Consider the following 17118-nt stretch of genomic DNA (forward strand, 5'->3'; position numbering starts at 1 on the left):
GATTTGAGTCGAATCTGCCTCTGGCGCCCGTGTAATATGCGCGGGCAGCTATGAATTCAGGAGCGGTTTGATCCGGTCCCAGAACACGTAGGCGCCCAGTGCAGCGAGGTGCAACCACACCGTCAGCCAATACATCGCCTGAAAACCGGGCTTGACGGTTTTGTGTCGCAGCATCTGCTGCGCCAGTCGCGCAGCGGGCCAGCCGCCGGCCAAGCCGAACAGGTCCAGCGTGTCTTCTTTAGTTCGCCACTGGCCATTGCGGGCGGCATGCTTGTCCAACCTGTAAGCAAAGAAGGTGGCTAGGTTTAGCGCAACTCCAAGCCCCAAAACCAAGGGCGGCAGGCGGTGTTGGTAGATGCCCCAACCCAACACTGCCGCCCAGAGTGCCGCCAGGGTGGCGGTGGGAAACTGCTTCAACCTGCCAGCGCCACGTACACGTTTTGCACGTCGTCGTTTTCGTCAATGGCGGCCAGGAAGGCTTCCACTTCTTCCAGCGCTTCGGCGCTCAGGCTGGTGGGGTCTACAGGGTTTTTGGCCTTGTAGCCCAGCTTCATCGACAGCACGTTGAAGCCGAAGTTGGGCAGGGCGCGGGCGACCAGGTCCAGGTCGGCGGGGTCGGTGTAGAACACGGTGTTGCCTTCTTCATCACCGGCTTCAAAGTCTTGCGCACCGGCTTCAATCGCGGCCACTTCAGCGTCGGAGTCGGCGGCGGTCGGGGCGGCTTCAATCATGCCCAGGTGGTTGAAATCCCACGCCACCGAGCCGCTGGTGCCTAGCTGGCCTTTGCGGAACAGCACGCGCATTTCAGGGGCAGTGCGCTTCACGTTGTCGGTCAGGCACTCCACCATCACTGCCACTTGGTGAGGCGCAAAGCCTTCGTAGATAACGTGCTCGTAATTGATGACTTCGCCTGTCAGCCCGGCACCTTTTTTGATGGCACGCTCCAGCGTTTCTTTGGGCATGGAGACCTTGCGGGCCTGCTCGACCACCAAGCGCAGCTTGGCGTTGGCAGCGGGGTCCGCGCCGCCACGGGCGGCCACTGTAATTTCTTTCACCAGCTTGGTAAACAGCCGGCCCTTGGCATCGGCCACCAGGGCTTTGCCCTTTGCTTTCCATTGCGCGCCCATAGCGAGTCTTTCCTTGAGTTGTAAGGCGCGATTTTACTTGGGCACTTATGCCATCCTGATACCCGCGGTGATACGCTGCCCCATCATGACAAACAGCCCCACGCTTACTCCCGATAACCGTACTGGCCGATATGCAGTTTGGCTCCTGGTGCTGCTGGCCGTGCCAACTGGCGTTGGTCTGTTGCTGGACGCGCACATCACCGTCATGACCCAGTCCATGTTGTATGTGCTGGCCGTGGTGGTCGGCGCCTACGTATTGCCAGCTGCTGCCTCCATGGCCTGCGCGGTGCTGGCGGTGGTGGGTTTGAATTTCTTTTTCGTGCCGCCGCGATGGACCTTTGCTGTGGACAGCCAGGAACACTTGGTGGCGCTGGTCGTCATGATGGTGGTGGCACTGGTCATCAGCCAGCTCAGCCAGCGCCTGCGCCGCAACACGGCACTGGCCCGTTTGCATGCCCGCCGTGCCGAGCAGTTGCAAACCCTGGCCTCGCAGCTTTCGCTTTGCACTGACGCCGCTGCCGCAGCCCGCGCAGGCGCACGGCATGTGGCTCAGGCCTTTGACGGACCTACCGTGCTGGCTCTGCAATCTGACGGGCAACTGTCGGGAGTCGACGCCGCTACAGAGATCACGCCCTCGATGCAAGACGGTCTGCGTGCGGCCATGCGTGAAGCGGCAGTGTTGGGGCCCGGCACCGGACGCTGGCCCGGCTTGAATGCCTGGTACCTGCCCTTGGGAAGCGGGCAGCAAATGTATGGAGCGGTCTGTGTGCAAAACATCGAGGCATCGGATGACGCAGGACGGGAACATGCCCAAGCCCTCAGTGCTTTGCTCGCCCAAGCCCTGGAGCGTTTGCGCTTGGGCCGCGAGATGGCCATGGCCAACGAACGCAACACCCGTCAGCAACTGCAAAACACCTTCCTGGCGGCCGTATCGCACGACTTGCGTACACCCCTCGCAGCCATGGTAGGCAATGCCAGTTCACTGCTCACCCAGCGCGACAAGATGACGACGGATGAGCAAGCCACCTTGCTGGACGGTATCGTGCTCTCGGCCACCCATTTGTCGCGCCTCACCGAAAACACCTTGCAGCTCGTGCAACTGGCCAACAGCGACCAGCCTCTGGCGCTGGATTGGGAATCGATGGAAGAGATTGCCGGTGCTTGTGTGGCGCGTCATCGGCAGGCGGGTGGAGAAACACGCTTGCGCTTGCATTTGGCTGCGGGTCTCCCGCTGGTGCGGGTGAATGCCGTGTTGATAGCGCAGCTTTTGGACAACCTGTTGGATAACGCCCTGAAATACAGCGAAGACGCGGTGGACCTCAAAGTGCGCGTGTATAACGGCCACATGCAGATCCTGGTGCAGGACCGTGGCCCTGTAATTCCCAAAGAATTGCAGACGCAAATCTTTGAACCTTATTCCCGCGGCGATCGGTCAGGAAAACAGGGCGCGGGTTTGGGTTTGGCGCTGTGCCGCGCTATCGTGCTAGCCCACGGTGGCCGCATCAGCCTGCGGGCCCGCCAAGCAGGCGGCAACAGCTTCCGGGTGTGCCTGCCTTTGTCGGTTGAGCCAAGCTTGGCACCCTCGGGAGATGCACCATGAGCTTGCAAGTGCTGGTGGTGGAGGATGATCGCAGCATCCGCGAGATGATGCGCCAGGCCCTGAGCCTGGAGGGTTTCACCGTGCGCACGGCGGTGTCGCTGAGTGAGGCCGGCTCCATGGTGGAGAACGCCACGCCGGACCTGATGTTGCTGGACTTGGGCTTGCCGGACGGCGACGGCGCTGCGCTCTTGCAGCGCGTCCGGCTGACGCACAACTTCCCGGTGCTGGTGGTATCGGCCCGACACCAAGAGGCGCAAAAAGTGCAGCTGCTGGATGCCGGGGCTGACGACTATCTGGTCAAACCCTTCAGCGTGGCAGAGCTGTTAGCCCGTATCCGCGTGGCGCTGCGCCACCGGGGCACCACCGTGGCCGCGGCGGTCACGCGCCACACCTTGGATGGGCTGGAGATCGACCTTGAAGCCCGTTCGGTGCACTTGGCAGGTGCGGCGCTGCACCTCACTCCCACCGAATTCAATCTCCTGGCCCGCCTGGTGCGCAGTGCGGGCAAAGTGGTGACCCACCGGCAACTGCTGCTGGATGTGTGGGGTGCCGAATTTGTGGACCACACCCACTACCTGCGGCTGTATATGGGGCAGTTGCGCGCCAAGCTGGAGCGCAACCCCGCGGAGCCCCGCCACCTGCTGACGGAAGTGGGCGTGGGCTACCGGCTGGCCACGGTGTAGCCCTCGCACCTATTCCTTATGCGATCCTGATGCGTTCAGGCGCACAGTGAGAGTCCTCACAACTCTCAAAGAATGTATGCGGAATGCAGAACATCATGGCGGCACTGCCGCGCTGACACTGGGCGCACTGGGTGTGGTGTACGGCGACATAGGCACCAGCCCGCTCTACACCGTCAAGGAAATCTTCGGACCCGCCACGGGCATCCCGCTGGATGCACAGCACCTCATAGGCGCGGTGTCGGTGGTGTTCTGGGGCCTCATGCTGGTGGTCACTCTCAAGTACGTGCTACTCATACTGCGTGCGGACAACAACGGGGAGGGCGGCATCATGGCGCTCACCGCCCTGGCGGCCAAAGCGGCCGGTACCACGCCGCGCCGACGCATCACGCTGCTGCTCATCGGGGTCATGGGGGCAGCCCTTTTCTATGGGGACAGTGTGCTGACGCCCGCCGTGTCGGTGTTGAGTGCGGTGGAGGGCTTGGAAGTGATTACCCCTGCGTTCAAGCCTTATGTGCTGCCTATCTGCACCGGTGTGTTGATCGCGCTGTTCGCATTCCAGCGATTCGGCACCTCGGCAGTAGGCAAATTTTTCGGACCGGTGATCGTGGTGTGGTTCGGCGTGTTGGCAGCGACGGGGGTGGCCCAAATTGCGCAGGAGCCAGCCATACTTGCGGCACTGAATCCTCTAAACGCATTCTCGTTTCTCGCGGCACAGGGTTGGCACCTCTTTGTGGCTTTGGGTGCCATTGTTCTAGCTTTCACCGGCGCCGAGGCGCTGTACGCCGATATGGGGCATTTCGGCAAGCGTCCTATCCAATGGGCGTGGACCGGCCTAGTGCTGCCAGCGCTGGCCATCCATTACATGGGCCAGGGCGCTTTGTTGATGCGTGACCCTTCTGCCCTGGAAAGTCCGTTTTTTCGCATGTTTCCTGAAGCCTGGCTGATTCCTGCCGTGGTTCTGGCGACGCTCGCAACGGTGATTGCTTCGCAAGCCGTAATTTCCGGATGCTATTCCATGACCCGCCAGGCCATGCAGCTGGGGCTTTTGCCACGCATGCAGGTTATCAACACTTCTGCCAAAGAGGCTGGCCAGATCTACATGCCCGGGGTGAACTGGTTATTGCTGGTGGCCGTATTGCTGGCGGTGTTCGGGTTCGGCAGCTCGTCGGCCATGGCCGCCGCCTATGGCATCGCAGTCACTGTGACCATGTTGATTACGACGGTGCTGACCTTCTTTGTTGTGCGCCAGGGCTGGCGTCTGCCCTTGCCGCTGGCGATAGCGTCGACTGCCTTTTTCATCATCGTGGACGGCATGCTGGTGGTGGCTTGTTCGCTCAAGTTCTTTCAAGGTGGTTGGTTCCCCTTGGTCATGGGCGCGGCTATCTTCATGGTGATGGCCACATGGCGTCGCGGACGCGAACTCTTGTTGAGTTCCTTGCGTCAGGACGATCCTGAACTCTTGCCTTTTGTGCAGTCGCTGAGCCAGGACAGCATGCATCTGGTGCCCCGCACCGCCGTGTACGCCGTGGCCAACCCGGACACGGTACCCCAAGCCTTGATGCACAACCTCAAGCACAACCAGGTGCTACATGAGCGCAACATCATCCTGACGGTGGTCTTCCATGACGTGCCCTGGATTCCATTTGAAGAGCGCGTCAAGGTGCAGCCGCTGGTCAGTGGCTTCTGGCGGGTCGAGGTGCACTACGGTTTCAAAAACAATCCGGACATCCCGCAGGCCCTTGAGCTGTGCAAGGCGCATGGCATTGCCATCAACCTGTTTGAAACTTCGTACTTCTTGAGCCGGGAAATTGTGGTGCCTACCAAGGGGCACGGTATGGCTTTGTGGCGCGAGCGCATGTTTGCCCTCATGTCACGCAATGCCGGCAATGCAGCGGACTTCTTCCGCCTGCCCGACAACTGTGTGGTGGAGCTCGGAACACGGGTGCAGATTTAAAGGCAGGGGCTAGGGGCGGGCCGTGGGGCCTTGCAGCACGGGCTTGGGCGCGCTACGCCACTGCTCGATACGCTGCTCCACCTGGGTGTGAAACAGGTAGCTCACGCCTAGCGCTACAAACCAGCTGCCGGCGATGAAGAAAAGGGCGGCATCGCCGTCTTCCCAGCCCAACTCGGCCCAAGCGGCATTGGCCAACAGCAGCACCGAGTAGTGCACCAGAAAGAGTGCATACGAAGTGCGGCTGAGTTGACCCAATAAGTAGTCCAGCCACCGGGGCAGCCGCAGCTGCCAACTGCCGAAACTGGCCAGCACGGCTGACACGCTGATGGCCAGGGCCATGCGCTCGCGGAAGTTCACCGTAAGCGATGCCAAGCCCGCGCTCAAGGCAGTGGCATAGAGCACGATGGCATAGAGTCCATGGCGAGCCCGCAGCCCGGCCCACCAGGCCAAGGCACCCAGGCCATAAGCACCGAAGAAGTACAAGGCCCACGCATCCCAGCTGGCATCGGTGTTGAACCAGGTTACCGAGGCGATACACAGCAGTGCCACCAAGCCCATGCTGAGCCAGCGTTTGCCCCGGCTCACCCAAAGCAGCAATGCCAGAGCCGCGTACAGCTGGAAGTCAATGGCCACGTACCACACGCCCGCCGAGAGCGACTCCACATCCAGCACGCTGTGCAGCAAGCTGGCGTGGGCCAAAAACTGGGTGAAAGTGGGCGCGGCGGGTACCACTGCCGTGTCCAGAAATGGACGTGCCAGCGCCGAGCACAGCACGGTGAGCAGCAGTGCAGCCACAAAGGGGAACGCCAGCCGCACGTAGCGCTGCCACAGGCCCATCAGCATGGCGGTGGCGGGTCGTTTGGTCAGGGCGAAGCTGCGTGCGGCAAGGTAACCGGCGACCACCAGAAAGACTTGCACGGCCATGCGGGCGTTGTCATAGAGCCAAGCCATCACATCGGGCAGAGCGTCCGACGCGGCTTCAGACAAAGGCCCGTAGGCCGAAAAGTGATGCAGCACGATGCACTGGGCTGCAACGACTTTGAGGATATCGATCAGGCGGAACTGGTGGTGGGCGGGCAGGCGAACAGCGGTCATCAATGCAAGCAAAAAAGGCCCCGCCGGCCTCTTTAAGCCAGCGTGAACAAGGGTATGTCTTTGGATGTGGCAAGCGCATCAAGCTGCTTGCGGGTTTTGCCGGCCACAAAAGCGGCAACGGCGGCATGGGTCTCCGGGGAGAACATGGCCAAGGGGTGCGATTGTCGCAGACCCGCGGCCTCAGCCAGCGCCTTGGAAAAATGCGGCTCCAGCGCTGCAAGTGCCACGCGCCCGTCCTTGCAAGGGTAGACGCGGTAGCCTGCATGGCTTCCGCCCACTGCAGAACCCGGCAATGTGAGACCCCAGCTGCGGGGCAGGGCGAGGTAAGCGGCCGCCTCGGAGAGGGCGACTTCCAGATACACACCTTTACCTTTTTGGTGCTGGTGCAACCGGGTTTGCAGCACGGCTTCGCTGGTCATGAGCGAGCCGCCCATGTCGGCATACAGGGTAGGGGGCAAGTCGAGGCCGGTCACCAGGCCGTTTTCTGCCAGGTAGGTCAGGTCGTGTCCGGGCTCTTCGGCTCGCTCGCCCGGTGCCCCCACGATGGCGACCATGGAGAGCCGGGGGTACCGCTTACGCAGGGCCTTCCATTCCATCCCGAGTTTTTTGAGCGCACTGGGCCGGAAGGAGGTGAGCAGCACGTCGGCCTTGGCCAGTTCTTTGTGCAGTGCCTGCTGGCCTTTCTCGGTTTTGAGGTCGGCGGCCAGCACCCGCATGCCGCGGTGCATCTGGTCATAGGCTTTGCGGTTGTACAGGCCCATGGGGTCGCCAGACGACCCGACCGGTGCGCCTGCGGGGGCGGGGGGCTCCAGCTTGACGCAGGTTGCACCCATGTCAAGGCAGCGCATCAGCGCAGCCGGCCCCGGCAGGTTGAGTGCCAGGCTCAGTATGCGGGTGCCCTTGAGCGGGCGGATGATTTTGGCGGGTGTGGCGGCAATAGGTTCGGGCATGGTTTTGCTATCAAAAAAGAAGCTGTTCGCGCATATTCTGCCTGCGCTGGAGGCTTATTTGTTATGTAAGTGTCGCCAACTGGACGGCCCAGGTCTTGAGCCACTCCACTGCGTCTTCCTCGGGCTGCATCGTCTCCATCGCGTCAATCTCGCAGATGTCGCCCACTCGGCGGGCACCCAAGTCTTGCAGCTTGGCGTCAAACTGTTTGCCGCCGCCAAGAAAGCTGTCGCCATAGCTGCTATCCCCCAAGGCGACCAGACCGTAGCGGACATGGCCCAGGAACTTGGCCTCAGTGTCCAGGCTGTTGAGCAGTCCGGCGGCGTTGGGAGGCACATCGCCCACCCCGGTGGTGGACGTGCAAACGATAAAGACGCCAGGGGCATCGAACGCACTGATGGTGAGCCCGTCCATGGGCAGGATGTCGATGGTGGCGTCTATGTCGTCCACACAGAATTGCAGGGCTTGGGCGACGCTGCTGGCATTGCCATTGACCGTGCCGACAAGAATCGTGATTTGCATGGCAGTAGTTGGGGGTGAAGGGCAGTTGGCAGGGATGATAGGGGCAATAATGGCGGCCTCTCCCGGCAACGGGATTCCCGTCATTTGCAGGTGCCCCGTGACCCAAGCCCCCCATCCCCAACTCGGCTTCTCTTTTTTGGCTGAATTGCCCACGCTCGATCTGGAGCCGCCCAAGCGTGCCACTCGCAATTCCAAGGCAGCCAAAGTCGCCAAACCCGTGACACCTGCAGCCACGGTGACGACGCCTATGGATGTGGAAGCCATGGCCCGCGCGCTGGAGGCGCACCCGGACTACAAGCTGCTGCGCAGGTTGAAGCCCTGCCTGAATTGGCCCGGCGCAGCGCCGGGCGAGGTGAAAACCATTCTGGTGCTGGACACGGAAACCACAGGCTTGGATCAGGCCAAAGAAAAGATCATCGAACTCGCACTATTGAGGGTTGATATCGACACCGCCACGGGCTTGCCCGTGGGCCCCGTGCAGGTGTATGACGGCTTGGAGGACCCGGGCAAAGCCATTCCCCCCGAGGTGGTGGCTATCACCGGTATTCAGGATGCGGATGTGCGGGGCCAAACACTGGACGAGGCGCGCGTGGCAGAGCTCATGCAAGAGGTGGATGTGGTCATCGCCCACAACGCAGGGTTTGACCGTCCGTTTGTGGAGAGCCGCCTGCCGGCCTTTGCGGCGCTGCCCTGGGCGTGCTCGTTTGCTGATCTGGATTGGAAGTCAATGGGCCGCAGCTCCGCCAAACTGGAGAGCCTGGCGCAAGAGCTGGGCTTGTTTTACGACGCACACCGCGCTGAGATGGATTGCCACGCCTTGCTGGCAGTGTTAGCCGCCCCTTTGCCGCAAATCCAGCCAGCACTCTCGGGCGCAACCCGCACCGGCTTGGCCCATTTGCTGCAGTCCGCGCGCAACCCGAGCTATCGCTTAAGCGCGACGAACGCACCGTTTGAAGCCAAGGACCTGCTCAAAGCACGGGGCTACCGTTGGAATGCCGATCAGCGTGTGTGGGCCACCCGTTTGAGTGACGACGCTGCGTTACATGCAGAGTTTGATTGGCTGCGTCAGCAGGTCTATCACGGCCGGCACGCTGCGGTGCAGGTCGAGAAGATGGATGCATTGACGAAGTACTCCAGCCGCAGCGGTCAGACGACCCATCAACAGCTGTAAGGCGTCAGCGCATGAACTGCCAACTGCTCAGTGTGCAAACCGGCACTGCCCGCAAGGTGCAGATCCAGGGGCGAAGCATTCTGACGGCGATCCGCAAAACCGCGGTGACCGGCCCGGTGCCGGTGATGCCTCTGGGGCTGTTGGGCGACGAACAGGCCGACCCGTCGGTTCACGGGGGCTTGGACAAGGCGGTCTACGCCTATCCCTCAGAACACTACGAGTTCTGGCGCGAGGCGCGTCGGGAGGCGGGCGTGGCCGACATCGATGATCAACTGCCCTTCGGTGCCATGGGGGAGAACCTCACGTTGTCCGGTCTGCTGGAGCAGGATGTGTGGGTGGGCGATGTGCTGCGGTTTCAACACTGTGCCTTGCGGGTGGTTCAGCCGCGGGAGCCGTGCTTCAAGTTCAATGCGGCAATGGGCTTCAGCTCGGCGGTGAAAGCCATGGCCCTGAGCGGGCGCTGCGGGTTTTACCTTGCAGTGGATGCGCCCGGCACTTTGGAAGCGGGCGAGTCTTTCACAGTGCAGCCCGGGCCCCGGCAGATGGGCATCCCCGAGCTGTTCAAGGCCAAGTTGTTCAAGCACCTGCGCTAGTGCGCAGGATGCTCAACCCCGGGTCAGGGTGGTGCTGATCGCGTTGGCCAGTTCGTTGGGTTCGAACTTGGCGACATAGGCGTCCGCCCCCACACCACTGGCGTGGCCTTCGCTGGCGCTGCCGGTGAGCGACGAATACACGATGACCGGAATGCCTGCAAAGCGGCTGTCGTTCTTGATGCTGCGGGTGAGGGTGAAGCCATCCATCTCCGGCATTTCCAGGTCGGTCAGCACCAGGGCCACCTCGTCTTTGGCGCGCTTGCCATGGTTGACGGCATCGCTGTGGATTTGACCCAAGCGCTCCCACGCTTCTTTGCCGTTCTTCACTGCTGAATAAGCCACACCCATGGTCTTGAGGCTCTCTTCCACCAGCATGCGGGCAATGGCAGAGTCGTCCGCAAACAAGATGCTGGTGCCCTCGGGCAGCTTGATTTTCTGGATGTTGCTGTTGGCAGAGTCCGTTTGTGAATTGGGGAATACGTTGCGGATGATCTGCTCTACATCGAGCACCTGTGCGAGACGTGAATCCGCGACATCGCCATCAATCCGGGCCACGCCGGAGAGCAGACCTGAGCTGTTGTTGTCTGCGGCCAGAAGGTGTTTCCAGTCCAGCTGGATGATCTCTACCACTTCATCCACCAGGAAGGCTTGGGTTGTGCGTGCGAACTCTGTAACCAGCACGATCTTGGAGTTGGTTTTGGGCACGCAACCGGACAAGGCGGGCAGGTCAATGACTGGAATCAATTGCCCCCGCACATTGGCCAAGCCCATGGCATGGGCCGGAGCATTGACGATGCTGGTGATTTCGGGGGCGACCACAATTTCACGCACCTTGAACACATTGATGCCGAAGAGCTCGCTGCGCCCGCTGCCGGCAGAGTCACCGAGTCGGAAGAGCAGCAGCTGGAACTTGCTGTCGGCGGTGTGGCTGCTGCTAGGCGCTGTTTTGGTGTTGAGTGGCGTGCTCATGGTCGTGCCTTTGGTAACTGGGGATGGGCACCTTCACTTTAACCCTTTCCGTGGACAGCGCTTTGGCTAAAAGACAGGGTTTTTGCAGCTTCTCTCAGGAACTGGCGCACTTGGGCGATATCAGGCCCCACGTGACGGTCAATCCGCCGTATGTAGGGGCAGGTCAAGGTCGCCAGCGCTGTGTTGTCCGGTCCCAGGATAGGGAATGAAACATCCGTCACACCGAAAGTCTGCGCACTGTCCCGCTCCAGGTAACCTTGATCGCGGATGGACTGCAGGGTGGCAGCAAGTTTTTCGTGCGAAATCGGGACCTCGCCATCCAGAGGGGTGTGCTCGGCCAGCATGCGCTGATAACTGTCGGGGTTGGCATACGCCAGCAGCAAATGGCCGGACGCCGTGTCGAGCAAACCCACGCGCGCACCGCGTTGTACCGAAAAGCTCCATCCGCTGGGGCTGCTGATTTGGGCGCTGATGAGCACATTGCCGCGGTCATACACACCCATATGGCAGCTTTGTTCGGCCTTGCGGGTGAACTCGTCCATGACCGGCAATGCCTGGTTAATCAGGCGGCTGAGGGGGGGGTGCATGTTCGCTAATGCAAACAGTTTGAGGCTGAGGGCATAGCGGTCACCGGACGGGTTGCGCATCACATACTGTCGCGCCACCAGGCGCTCCAACATGCGGTAGATCTCGCTGGCGCTGCGGTCCATCTCTTTCACGATTTCCGCGCGGGTCAGGCCGTGGGCTTGACTCGCCAGCAGCTCGAGAATGTCCAGGCCTTTGTCCAGGGCCGGGGCCCGATAACGGTCCTCTGGTGGGAGGCCGGACTCATCAATCTCTTCGGTTTTGGGGCGTCTGCCACGGGGCTTCAGTTCTTTGTCGGTCATCGCTTGTCTCTGTTTTCGTGGTCTTGTCGTTATCGCACCAATTGCATGTCAACTCGCCGCTGTATTTTCGATGCAGGGTGCACGTGTCAACTGTCTTCATAAATCTAGGGAAAGTACTGAGCGCAGGTTTTTACTTTCGAATTACAGTTTCTTCATCGGTGAATTATTTATTCATATTTGAATTTAAGCAAACGGGGTGTCATCCATGGGTGCAGGCAGGTTGGAAGGTAAAACGGTGTTGATCACGGCGGCTGCACAAGGCATAGGTCGTGCCAGTGCGCTGGCCTGTGCGAGGGAAGGTGCCCATGTCATCGCTACCGATATCAATGCAGCTTTTCTGGAGACGCTGGCTGCTGAGCAACCATCCATTCGTACTTCGGTGTTGGATGTGCGGAGTAACGAAGCTGTTTCTGCACTGGCAGCAAGCATGCCTGCATTGGATGCCTTGTTCAATTGCGCCGGAATGGTGGCCAACGGATCGGTGTTGGACTGCACAGAAGCAGACTGGGACTTGAGCTTTGACTTGAATGTGAAAAGCATGTTTCGGATGACCCGGGCATTCTTGCCGGGCATGCTGGCCAAGGCCGCTGCAGAGCAGGGCAGTGTGTCCATCATCAACATGGCATCCATGGCGTCCAGTATCAAAGGCTTTGCCAATCGTTGTGCTTATGGAGCCACCAAGGCCGCAGTGATCGGCTTGACCAAATCTTTGGCGGCAGACTACGTAAAGGCCGGTTTGCGCGCCAATGCCTTGTGCCCCGGCACGGTAGACACGCCTTCTTTGCGAGGGCGCATTGCCTCTGCAGCAGACCCTGTGCAGGCGGAAAAAGATTTCATCGCCCGCCAACCCATGGGGCGTCTGGCGCTGGTGGAAGATATCTCGCCCATGGTGGTCTACCTTTCAAGTGACGAATCGCGTTTCGTGACGGGGCAGACGATGCTGGTCGATGGTGGTGTCACGATCTAACGCCGGGCACATGATGAGCAACTCCACCATGTCGACGGCTCCACTGATCGAGGTTCGTCAACTCAGCAAGTCATTCCCTGGAGTGAAGGCACTAGACCGTGTGCGCTTTGATTTGCTTGGCGGTGAGGTGCATGCCCTGATGGGCGAGAACGGTGCGGGTAAATCGACCCTTATGAAGATTCTGGCGGGCGTTTACCAGAAAGATGATGGCGAAGTGCTGGTGGATGGAAAGGCAGTGGATATTCACAGTCCGGCCCACGCGCAGTCGCTGGCCATCGGCATCATTCACCAGGAGCTGCATCTGATGCCGCATTTGACAGCGGCACAAAACATCTTTCTCGGGCGTGAGCCGCGCAAGGCGGGAGGTTGGTTGCTGGACGAGGCCAAACTCAACGAGGATACGCATGCATTGTTTGCGCGCCTGAATCTGCGCATGGAGCCATCGACCCGGATTGCAGACCTCACGGTGGCCAAACAGCAGATGGTGGAAATTGCGAAAGCACTCTCCTTCAAATCGCGTGTGCTCATCATGGATGAGCCGACCGCAGCCTTGAACAATGCAGAGATTGAAGAGCTGTTTCGCATCATCCGGCAGCTCAAGAGTGAAGGTGTTGGCATCGTCTATATCTCGCACAAGATGGACGAGATTCAACGCATTGCAGACCGCATCACCGTGATGCGGGACGGAAGTTACATCGACACCGTACCTGCACACACACCCATGTCGCAAGTGATTGCGATGATGGTGGGGCGCCAGCTGGAGCAATCAGACAAGCACATACCCGATACCTCTGCCAATGAGGTTCTGTTGGAGGTGCTGGGGCTCAACCGCGGTCGCGCCATCCGGGATGTGAATTTTCGCGTACGCCGTGGCGAGATTCTGGGCTTTGCCGGTTTGATGGGTGCGGGTCGTACCGAAGTTGCACGTGCCGTATTCGGTGCGGACCCCGTGGATTCGGGGGAAGTGCGTGTCGCCGGCAAGCCGGTGCCATTGCGTTCTCCGCAAGATGCTGTGAATGCAGGGATTGGTTACTTGTCGGAGGACCGCAAGCATTTCGGTTTGGCTACCGGCATGGACGTAGCGGCCAACATTACTCTGCCCAGTCTGTCACGGTGGTTGCGTTGGGGCGTTTTCTTGAACAAGAGTGCCATCGCTGATGTTTCCCGCACGATGGTGGACAAGCTGCGCATCAAGACTCCCTCCATTCACCAGATGTCCAGGTTGCTCTCCGGCGGTAACCAGCAGAAAGTGGTGATCGCGAAGTGGCTGGTGCAGGACTGTGAAGTGCTGATTTTTGATGAGCCCACACGCGGTATCGATGTGGGTGCCAAAAGCGAAATTTACAAATTGCTGAATGACCTGGCCGCACAAGGGCGGGCGATTGTGGTGATCTCCAGTGAACTGCCGGAGGTGCTGCTACTGAGCCACCGCATCCTGGTGATGTGCGAAGGACGGATTACCGGTGAGGTGCGCGGCGATGAAGCCACTCAGGAAACCCTGATGGAACTCGCCACGCGCAGGGAAACCATGGCGGCTTGAGTGGCAACCATGGATCAGACTTATTTCGAATGGGACAGAACCGCTATATGAATGCCAAAAAAGACTCTACAGAACCTGTTCGCGCAGGGGGAGGGCAGGCCAAGCAGAAACTGCTGGCCTTCGCCAGCCTGATTGCGCTGATCGTGGTGTTCACGGTACTCAAGCCCGACGCCTTCATGACGCAAGACAACATCATCGGCATTTTGCAGTCGACCACCGTGATCGGAGTGCTGGCGATAGCCAGCACCTTCATCATCATCACCTCGGGGATAGACCTGTCGGTTGGCGTGCTGATGACCTTCTGCGCCGTGATGGCGGGGGTGTTTATGGTGAACCTGGGCCTGCCGATGCCGCTCGGCATCGTGCTGGCGATTGGGATGGGATGCCTGTGCGGTGCCCTGTCGGGACTGGCTATCACCAAACTGAAAGTGCCCCCCTTTATCGCGACCTTGGGCATGATGATGCTGCTCAAAGGCGTGTCACTCATCATCACGAATACACGCCCCATCTATTTCAGCGATGTCGCAGGCTTTGACCAGATCGCGCTGGGCTCACTGATCGGCGAATTGATTCCCTCACTGCCCATCCCCAACGGAGTGCTGATCATGTTCATCGTGGCAGTGGTGTGTGCCATTGTCCTGAACAAAACAGCCTTGGGGCGCTACACCTTTGCACTGGGCAGCAATGAAGAGGCCGTGCGCTTGTCCGGGGTGAATGTGGACCGCTGGAAAGTCATCATCTACACCTTTGCTGGCGGCATCTGCGGCATTTCCGGCTTGTTGATTGCATCGCGCCTGAACTCTGCGCAGCCCGCTTTGGGGCAGGGGTATGAGCTGGACGCGATTGCCGCGGTGGTGATCGGCGGCACGTCGCTGAGCGGCGGTGTGGGCACGATTCTGGGCACCATCATCGGCGCCTTCATCATGAGTGTTCTTATCAATGGTCTGCGCATCATGTCGGTCGCCCAGGAGTGGCAGATGGTGTTGACAGGTCTCATCATCATTCTCGCGGTCTACACCGACAACCTGCGCCGCAACAAGAAGTAAGGAGACCAGGCCACCGATTACGCCACCACCCTGTTTGAGTTTTTCGTGATTCCGTTGAAAGCAATAAACCTATCCATCAGGAGACAAACCATGAATGCAAAACGTCAATTGCTGGCACTGACCGCCGGCCTCGCACTGGCTGGCTTTTCCAGCTTCGCTACCGCACAGGAAATCTACATTCCCTTGATCTCCAAGGGCTTCCAGCACCAGTTCTGGCAAGCCGTGAAGCAAGGTGCTGACCAGGCTGCCAAAGACTACAAAGTCAAGGTAACCTTTGAGGGTCCAGAAACCGAACAGCAAGTGGACAAGCAGATTGACATGCTCTCTGCTGCGTTGGCCAAGAACCCCAAAGCTATCGGCTTTGCTGCGTTGGATAGCAAGGCTGCCATTCCTCTGCTGAAAAAGGCCCAGGCCGCCAAGATTCCGGTCATTGCTTTCGACTCGGGTGTGGACAGTGACATTGTGTTGACCACTGCACAGACCGATAGCAAAGCGGCAGCTGCGTTGGCCGCCGACAAGATGGCTGAAAAAATTGGTGGTGAAGGTGAAGTGGCCGTGATCGGGCACGACCAGACCAGCACTACCGGCACAGGTCGCCGTGATGGTTTCGTGGACCAGATCAAGGCCAAGTACCCCAAGATCAAGGTGGTGGACATCCAGTACGGCGGTGGTGACCACTTGAAGTCGGCTGAAATCGCCAAGACCCTGACCCAAGCCTATCCCAAGCTCAAGGGTATCTTCGGCACCAATGAAGGCTCCGCGATCGGCGCCGGCAAGGGCCTGAAGGAAGCCAAGAAAACTGGTGTGGTCATTATCGGTTTTGATTCCGGCAAGGCCCAGAAGGACATGATCAACGACGGCACCATTGCCGGTGCGATCACCCAAAACCCCGTGGGCATCGGCTACAAGACGGTGGAAGCAGCTGTGAAGGCGCTCAAGGGTGAGAAGTTGCCCAAGATCATCGACACCGGTTTCTATTATTACGACAAGACCAACATGAAGGACGCCAAGATCGCGGCCGTTCTTTACGACTGAAATCACCCCCTGAGCGGCTTTGCCGCTCCCCCTCTCTTGCCGGTTGCGAGAGAGGGGCGTACCCGGCGGTCTGGCAGGGCCACTTCCGCGGGTGCCCTGAATTTTGTTGACTGAAAAGGAAGAACTGTGAAACTAGTACGCTACGGATTGCCAGGACAGGAAAAGCCCGGTGTATTGGATGCCCAGGGCCGCGTGCGCGACCTCTCCGGGCACATTGCTGATGTGGCTGGTGCCGCGCTCCTGCCTGAGAGCCTGGCGCGTTTGCGTGGCGTGAATATTGAGAGCCTGCCCCTGGTGGCCGGCACTCCGCAGAAAGACTTGCGCCTGGGTGCCTGTGTGGGCAACGTGGGTAAGTTCATCTGCATTGGACTGAACTACTCCGACCACGCGGCCGAGAGCGGCATGCAGGTGCCACCCGAGCCCGTGGTCTTCAACAAATGGACCAGTGCCATTGTGGGTCCCGATGACAACGTCGAAATTCCTCGTGGTTCGGTCAAGACCGACTGGGAAGTGGAGCTCGGCGTGGTCATTGGAAAAGGCGGCCGCTACATTGACGAATCCGATGCAATGTCCCATGTTGCTGGCTATTGCGTAGTGAACGATGTGTCCGAACGCGAATACCAGCTCGACCGCAGCGGCACCTGGGACAAGGGCAAGGGTTGCGATACCTTTGGTCCGACGGGCCCCTGGCTGGTTACCGCAGATGAAGTGCCAGATCCACAGGCTTTGTCCATGTGGCTGGAGGTAGATGGCAAGCGCTATCAAAACGGAAGCACGTCCACCATGGTGTACGGGGTGAAGTTCCTCATCTCGTACCTCAGTCGATTCATGAGCTTGCAGCCCGGCGACGTGATTTCTACAGGTACTCCACCCGGCGTCGGCATGGGTCAGAAACCTCCGGTTTACCTGCGTGCAGGTCAAACCATTCACCTGGGCATCGAAGGCCTGGGAAGCCAAACACAGATAACCAAACAGGCCTGA

17 protein-coding genes are annotated in these 17118 nt (G+C 59.8%); 10 read left to right on the forward strand and 7 right to left on the reverse strand.

All coding sequences use genetic code 11. From position 1 onward, the window contains the following. Positions 1 to 48: 48 nt before the first annotated feature. Both RAN89_RS11540 and RAN89_RS11545 read right to left on the reverse strand, forming a co-directional pair. Positions 49 to 417: a DUF1294 domain-containing protein gene (locus tag RAN89_RS11540; RefSeq protein WP_313866445.1), complete on the reverse strand. Its 369-nt coding sequence runs from the start codon at positions 415 to 417 to the stop codon at positions 49 to 51. After that, positions 414 to 1127, reverse strand: a complete 714-nt coding sequence (locus tag RAN89_RS11545; protein ID WP_313866446.1) for a YebC/PmpR family DNA-binding transcriptional regulator — start codon at positions 1125 to 1127, stop codon at positions 414 to 416. Before RAN89_RS11545 ends, RAN89_RS11540 begins: the two co-directional genes overlap by 4 nt. A gap of 85 nt (positions 1128 to 1212) precedes the next feature. On the opposite strand from RAN89_RS11545, the gene RAN89_RS11550 reads away from it, so the two are divergent. The 3 genes from RAN89_RS11550 (at position 1213) to RAN89_RS11560 (ending at position 5364) form a co-directional block, all read left to right on the forward strand. Next, positions 1213 to 2727: an ATP-binding protein gene (locus tag RAN89_RS11550; RefSeq protein ID WP_313866447.1), complete on the forward strand. Its 1515-nt coding sequence runs from the start codon at positions 1213 to 1215 to the stop codon at positions 2725 to 2727. Further along, on the forward strand, positions 2724 to 3410 hold the full coding sequence (locus RAN89_RS11555) for a response regulator (RefSeq protein WP_313866448.1): 687 nt from the start codon (positions 2724 to 2726) through the stop codon (positions 3408 to 3410). Before RAN89_RS11550 ends, RAN89_RS11555 begins: the two co-directional genes overlap by 4 nt. 76 nt (positions 3411 to 3486) lie before the next feature. Beyond that, positions 3487 to 5364, forward strand: coding sequence for a potassium transporter Kup (locus RAN89_RS11560; RefSeq protein ID WP_087493746.1), 1878 nt, complete (start codon positions 3487 to 3489; stop codon positions 5362 to 5364). Between the two features lie 9 nt (positions 5365 to 5373). Here the strand turns inward: RAN89_RS11560 and RAN89_RS11565 are convergent, their stop codons facing one another. The 3 genes from RAN89_RS11565 to RAN89_RS11575 all read right to left on the reverse strand — a co-directional run bounded on the left by RAN89_RS11565 (position 5374) and on the right by RAN89_RS11575 (position 7929). Further along, positions 5374 to 6459 carry an acyltransferase family protein gene (locus RAN89_RS11565; protein ID WP_313866449.1) on the reverse strand — a complete coding sequence of 362 codons (1086 nt, stop codon included), beginning with the start codon at positions 6457 to 6459 and terminating at the stop codon, positions 5374 to 5376. Positions 6460 to 6491: 32 nt separating this feature from the next. After that, positions 6492 to 7409 carry a CoA transferase gene (locus tag RAN89_RS11570; protein ID WP_313866450.1) on the reverse strand — a complete coding sequence of 306 codons (918 nt, stop codon included), beginning with the start codon at positions 7407 to 7409 and terminating at the stop codon, positions 6492 to 6494. Positions 7410 to 7470: 61 nt separating this feature from the next. Then, the gene (locus tag RAN89_RS11575) at positions 7471 to 7929 is read right to left on the reverse strand and encodes a flavodoxin domain-containing protein (RefSeq protein ID WP_313866451.1); all 459 of its coding nucleotides are present in this window, start codon (positions 7927 to 7929) and stop codon (positions 7471 to 7473) included. Positions 7930 to 8026: 97 nt separating this feature from the next. On the opposite strand from RAN89_RS11575, the gene RAN89_RS11580 reads away from it, so the two are divergent. Together RAN89_RS11580 and RAN89_RS11585 are read left to right on the forward strand one after the other, a co-directional pair. Beyond that, complete coding sequence (locus RAN89_RS11580; RefSeq protein WP_313866452.1) at positions 8027 to 9100, forward strand: 3'-5' exonuclease; 1074 nt, start codon at positions 8027 to 8029, stop codon at positions 9098 to 9100. An 11-nt stretch (positions 9101 to 9111) separates the two neighbouring features. After that, the gene (locus RAN89_RS11585; RefSeq protein WP_313866453.1) at positions 9112 to 9693 is read left to right on the forward strand and encodes an MOSC domain-containing protein; all 582 of its coding nucleotides are present in this window, start codon (positions 9112 to 9114) and stop codon (positions 9691 to 9693) included. Positions 9694 to 9705: 12 nt separating this feature from the next. Here the strand turns inward: RAN89_RS11585 and RAN89_RS11590 are convergent, their stop codons facing one another. Both RAN89_RS11590 and RAN89_RS11595 read right to left on the reverse strand, forming a co-directional pair. Next, on the reverse strand, positions 9706 to 10662 hold the full coding sequence (locus RAN89_RS11590; protein WP_313866454.1) for a chemotaxis protein: 957 nt from the start codon (positions 10660 to 10662) through the stop codon (positions 9706 to 9708). 38 nt (positions 10663 to 10700) lie between these two features. Beyond that, positions 10701 to 11549, reverse strand: a complete 849-nt coding sequence (locus RAN89_RS11595; RefSeq protein WP_087493752.1) for an IclR family transcriptional regulator — start codon at positions 11547 to 11549, stop codon at positions 10701 to 10703. Between the two features lie 205 nt (positions 11550 to 11754). Between RAN89_RS11595 and RAN89_RS11600 the strand changes: the two genes are divergently transcribed. From RAN89_RS11600 to RAN89_RS11620, 5 genes are all read left to right on the forward strand, one after another. Continuing rightward, positions 11755 to 12516 carry an SDR family oxidoreductase gene (locus tag RAN89_RS11600; protein ID WP_313866455.1) on the forward strand — a complete coding sequence of 254 codons (762 nt, stop codon included), beginning with the start codon at positions 11755 to 11757 and terminating at the stop codon, positions 12514 to 12516. A 28-nt stretch (positions 12517 to 12544) separates the two neighbouring features. Beyond that, positions 12545 to 14056 (forward strand): sugar ABC transporter ATP-binding protein, encoded by a 1512-nt coding sequence (locus tag RAN89_RS11605; RefSeq protein WP_313866456.1) that lies wholly within the window; start codon positions 12545 to 12547, stop codon positions 14054 to 14056. Between the two features lie 47 nt (positions 14057 to 14103). After that, complete coding sequence (locus RAN89_RS11610) at positions 14104 to 15102, forward strand: ABC transporter permease (RefSeq protein WP_313866457.1); 999 nt, start codon at positions 14104 to 14106, stop codon at positions 15100 to 15102. Between the two features lie 90 nt (positions 15103 to 15192). Beyond that, positions 15193 to 16137, forward strand: coding sequence for an ABC transporter substrate-binding protein (locus RAN89_RS11615; protein WP_313866458.1), 945 nt, complete (start codon positions 15193 to 15195; stop codon positions 16135 to 16137). 126 nt (positions 16138 to 16263) lie between these two features. After that, a complete protein-coding gene (locus tag RAN89_RS11620; protein ID WP_313866459.1) occupies positions 16264 to 17118 on the forward strand; it encodes a fumarylacetoacetate hydrolase family protein in 855 nt (284 codons plus the stop codon).

This window comes from Rhodoferax mekongensis (assembly GCF_032191775.1).
In the GTDB taxonomy this organism is placed as follows: Bacteria; Pseudomonadota; Gammaproteobacteria; order Burkholderiales; family Burkholderiaceae_C; genus Allorhodoferax; species Allorhodoferax mekongensis.

Coding starts and splice junctions, on each gene's coding strand:
- RAN89_RS11545 (WP_313866446.1), bottom strand. CDS start 1,127: ATGGGCGCGCAATGGAAAGCAAAGGGCAAAGCCCTGGTGGCCGATGCC.
- RAN89_RS11550 (WP_313866447.1), top strand. CDS start 1,213: ATGACAAACAGCCCCACGCTTACTCCCGATAACCGTACTGGCCGATAT.
- RAN89_RS11555 (WP_313866448.1), top strand. CDS start 2,724: ATGAGCTTGCAAGTGCTGGTGGTGGAGGATGATCGCAGCATCCGCGAG.
- RAN89_RS11560 (WP_087493746.1), top strand. CDS start 3,487: ATGCGGAATGCAGAACATCATGGCGGCACTGCCGCGCTGACACTGGGC.
- RAN89_RS11565 (WP_313866449.1), bottom strand. CDS start 6,459: ATGACCGCTGTTCGCCTGCCCGCCCACCACCAGTTCCGCCTGATCGAT.
- RAN89_RS11570 (WP_313866450.1), bottom strand. CDS start 7,409: ATGCCCGAACCTATTGCCGCCACACCCGCCAAAATCATCCGCCCGCTC.
- RAN89_RS11575 (WP_313866451.1), bottom strand. CDS start 7,929: ATGCAAATCACGATTCTTGTCGGCACGGTCAATGGCAATGCCAGCAGC.
- RAN89_RS11585 (WP_313866453.1), top strand. CDS start 9,112: ATGAACTGCCAACTGCTCAGTGTGCAAACCGGCACTGCCCGCAAGGTG.
- RAN89_RS11590 (WP_313866454.1), bottom strand. CDS start 10,662: ATGAGCACGCCACTCAACACCAAAACAGCGCCTAGCAGCAGCCACACC.
- RAN89_RS11595 (WP_087493752.1), bottom strand. CDS start 11,549: ATGACCGACAAAGAACTGAAGCCCCGTGGCAGACGCCCCAAAACCGAA.
- RAN89_RS11600 (WP_313866455.1), top strand. CDS start 11,755: ATGGGTGCAGGCAGGTTGGAAGGTAAAACGGTGTTGATCACGGCGGCT.
- RAN89_RS11605 (WP_313866456.1), top strand. CDS start 12,545: ATGTCGACGGCTCCACTGATCGAGGTTCGTCAACTCAGCAAGTCATTC.
- RAN89_RS11610 (WP_313866457.1), top strand. CDS start 14,104: ATGAATGCCAAAAAAGACTCTACAGAACCTGTTCGCGCAGGGGGAGGG.
- RAN89_RS11615 (WP_313866458.1), top strand. CDS start 15,193: ATGAATGCAAAACGTCAATTGCTGGCACTGACCGCCGGCCTCGCACTG.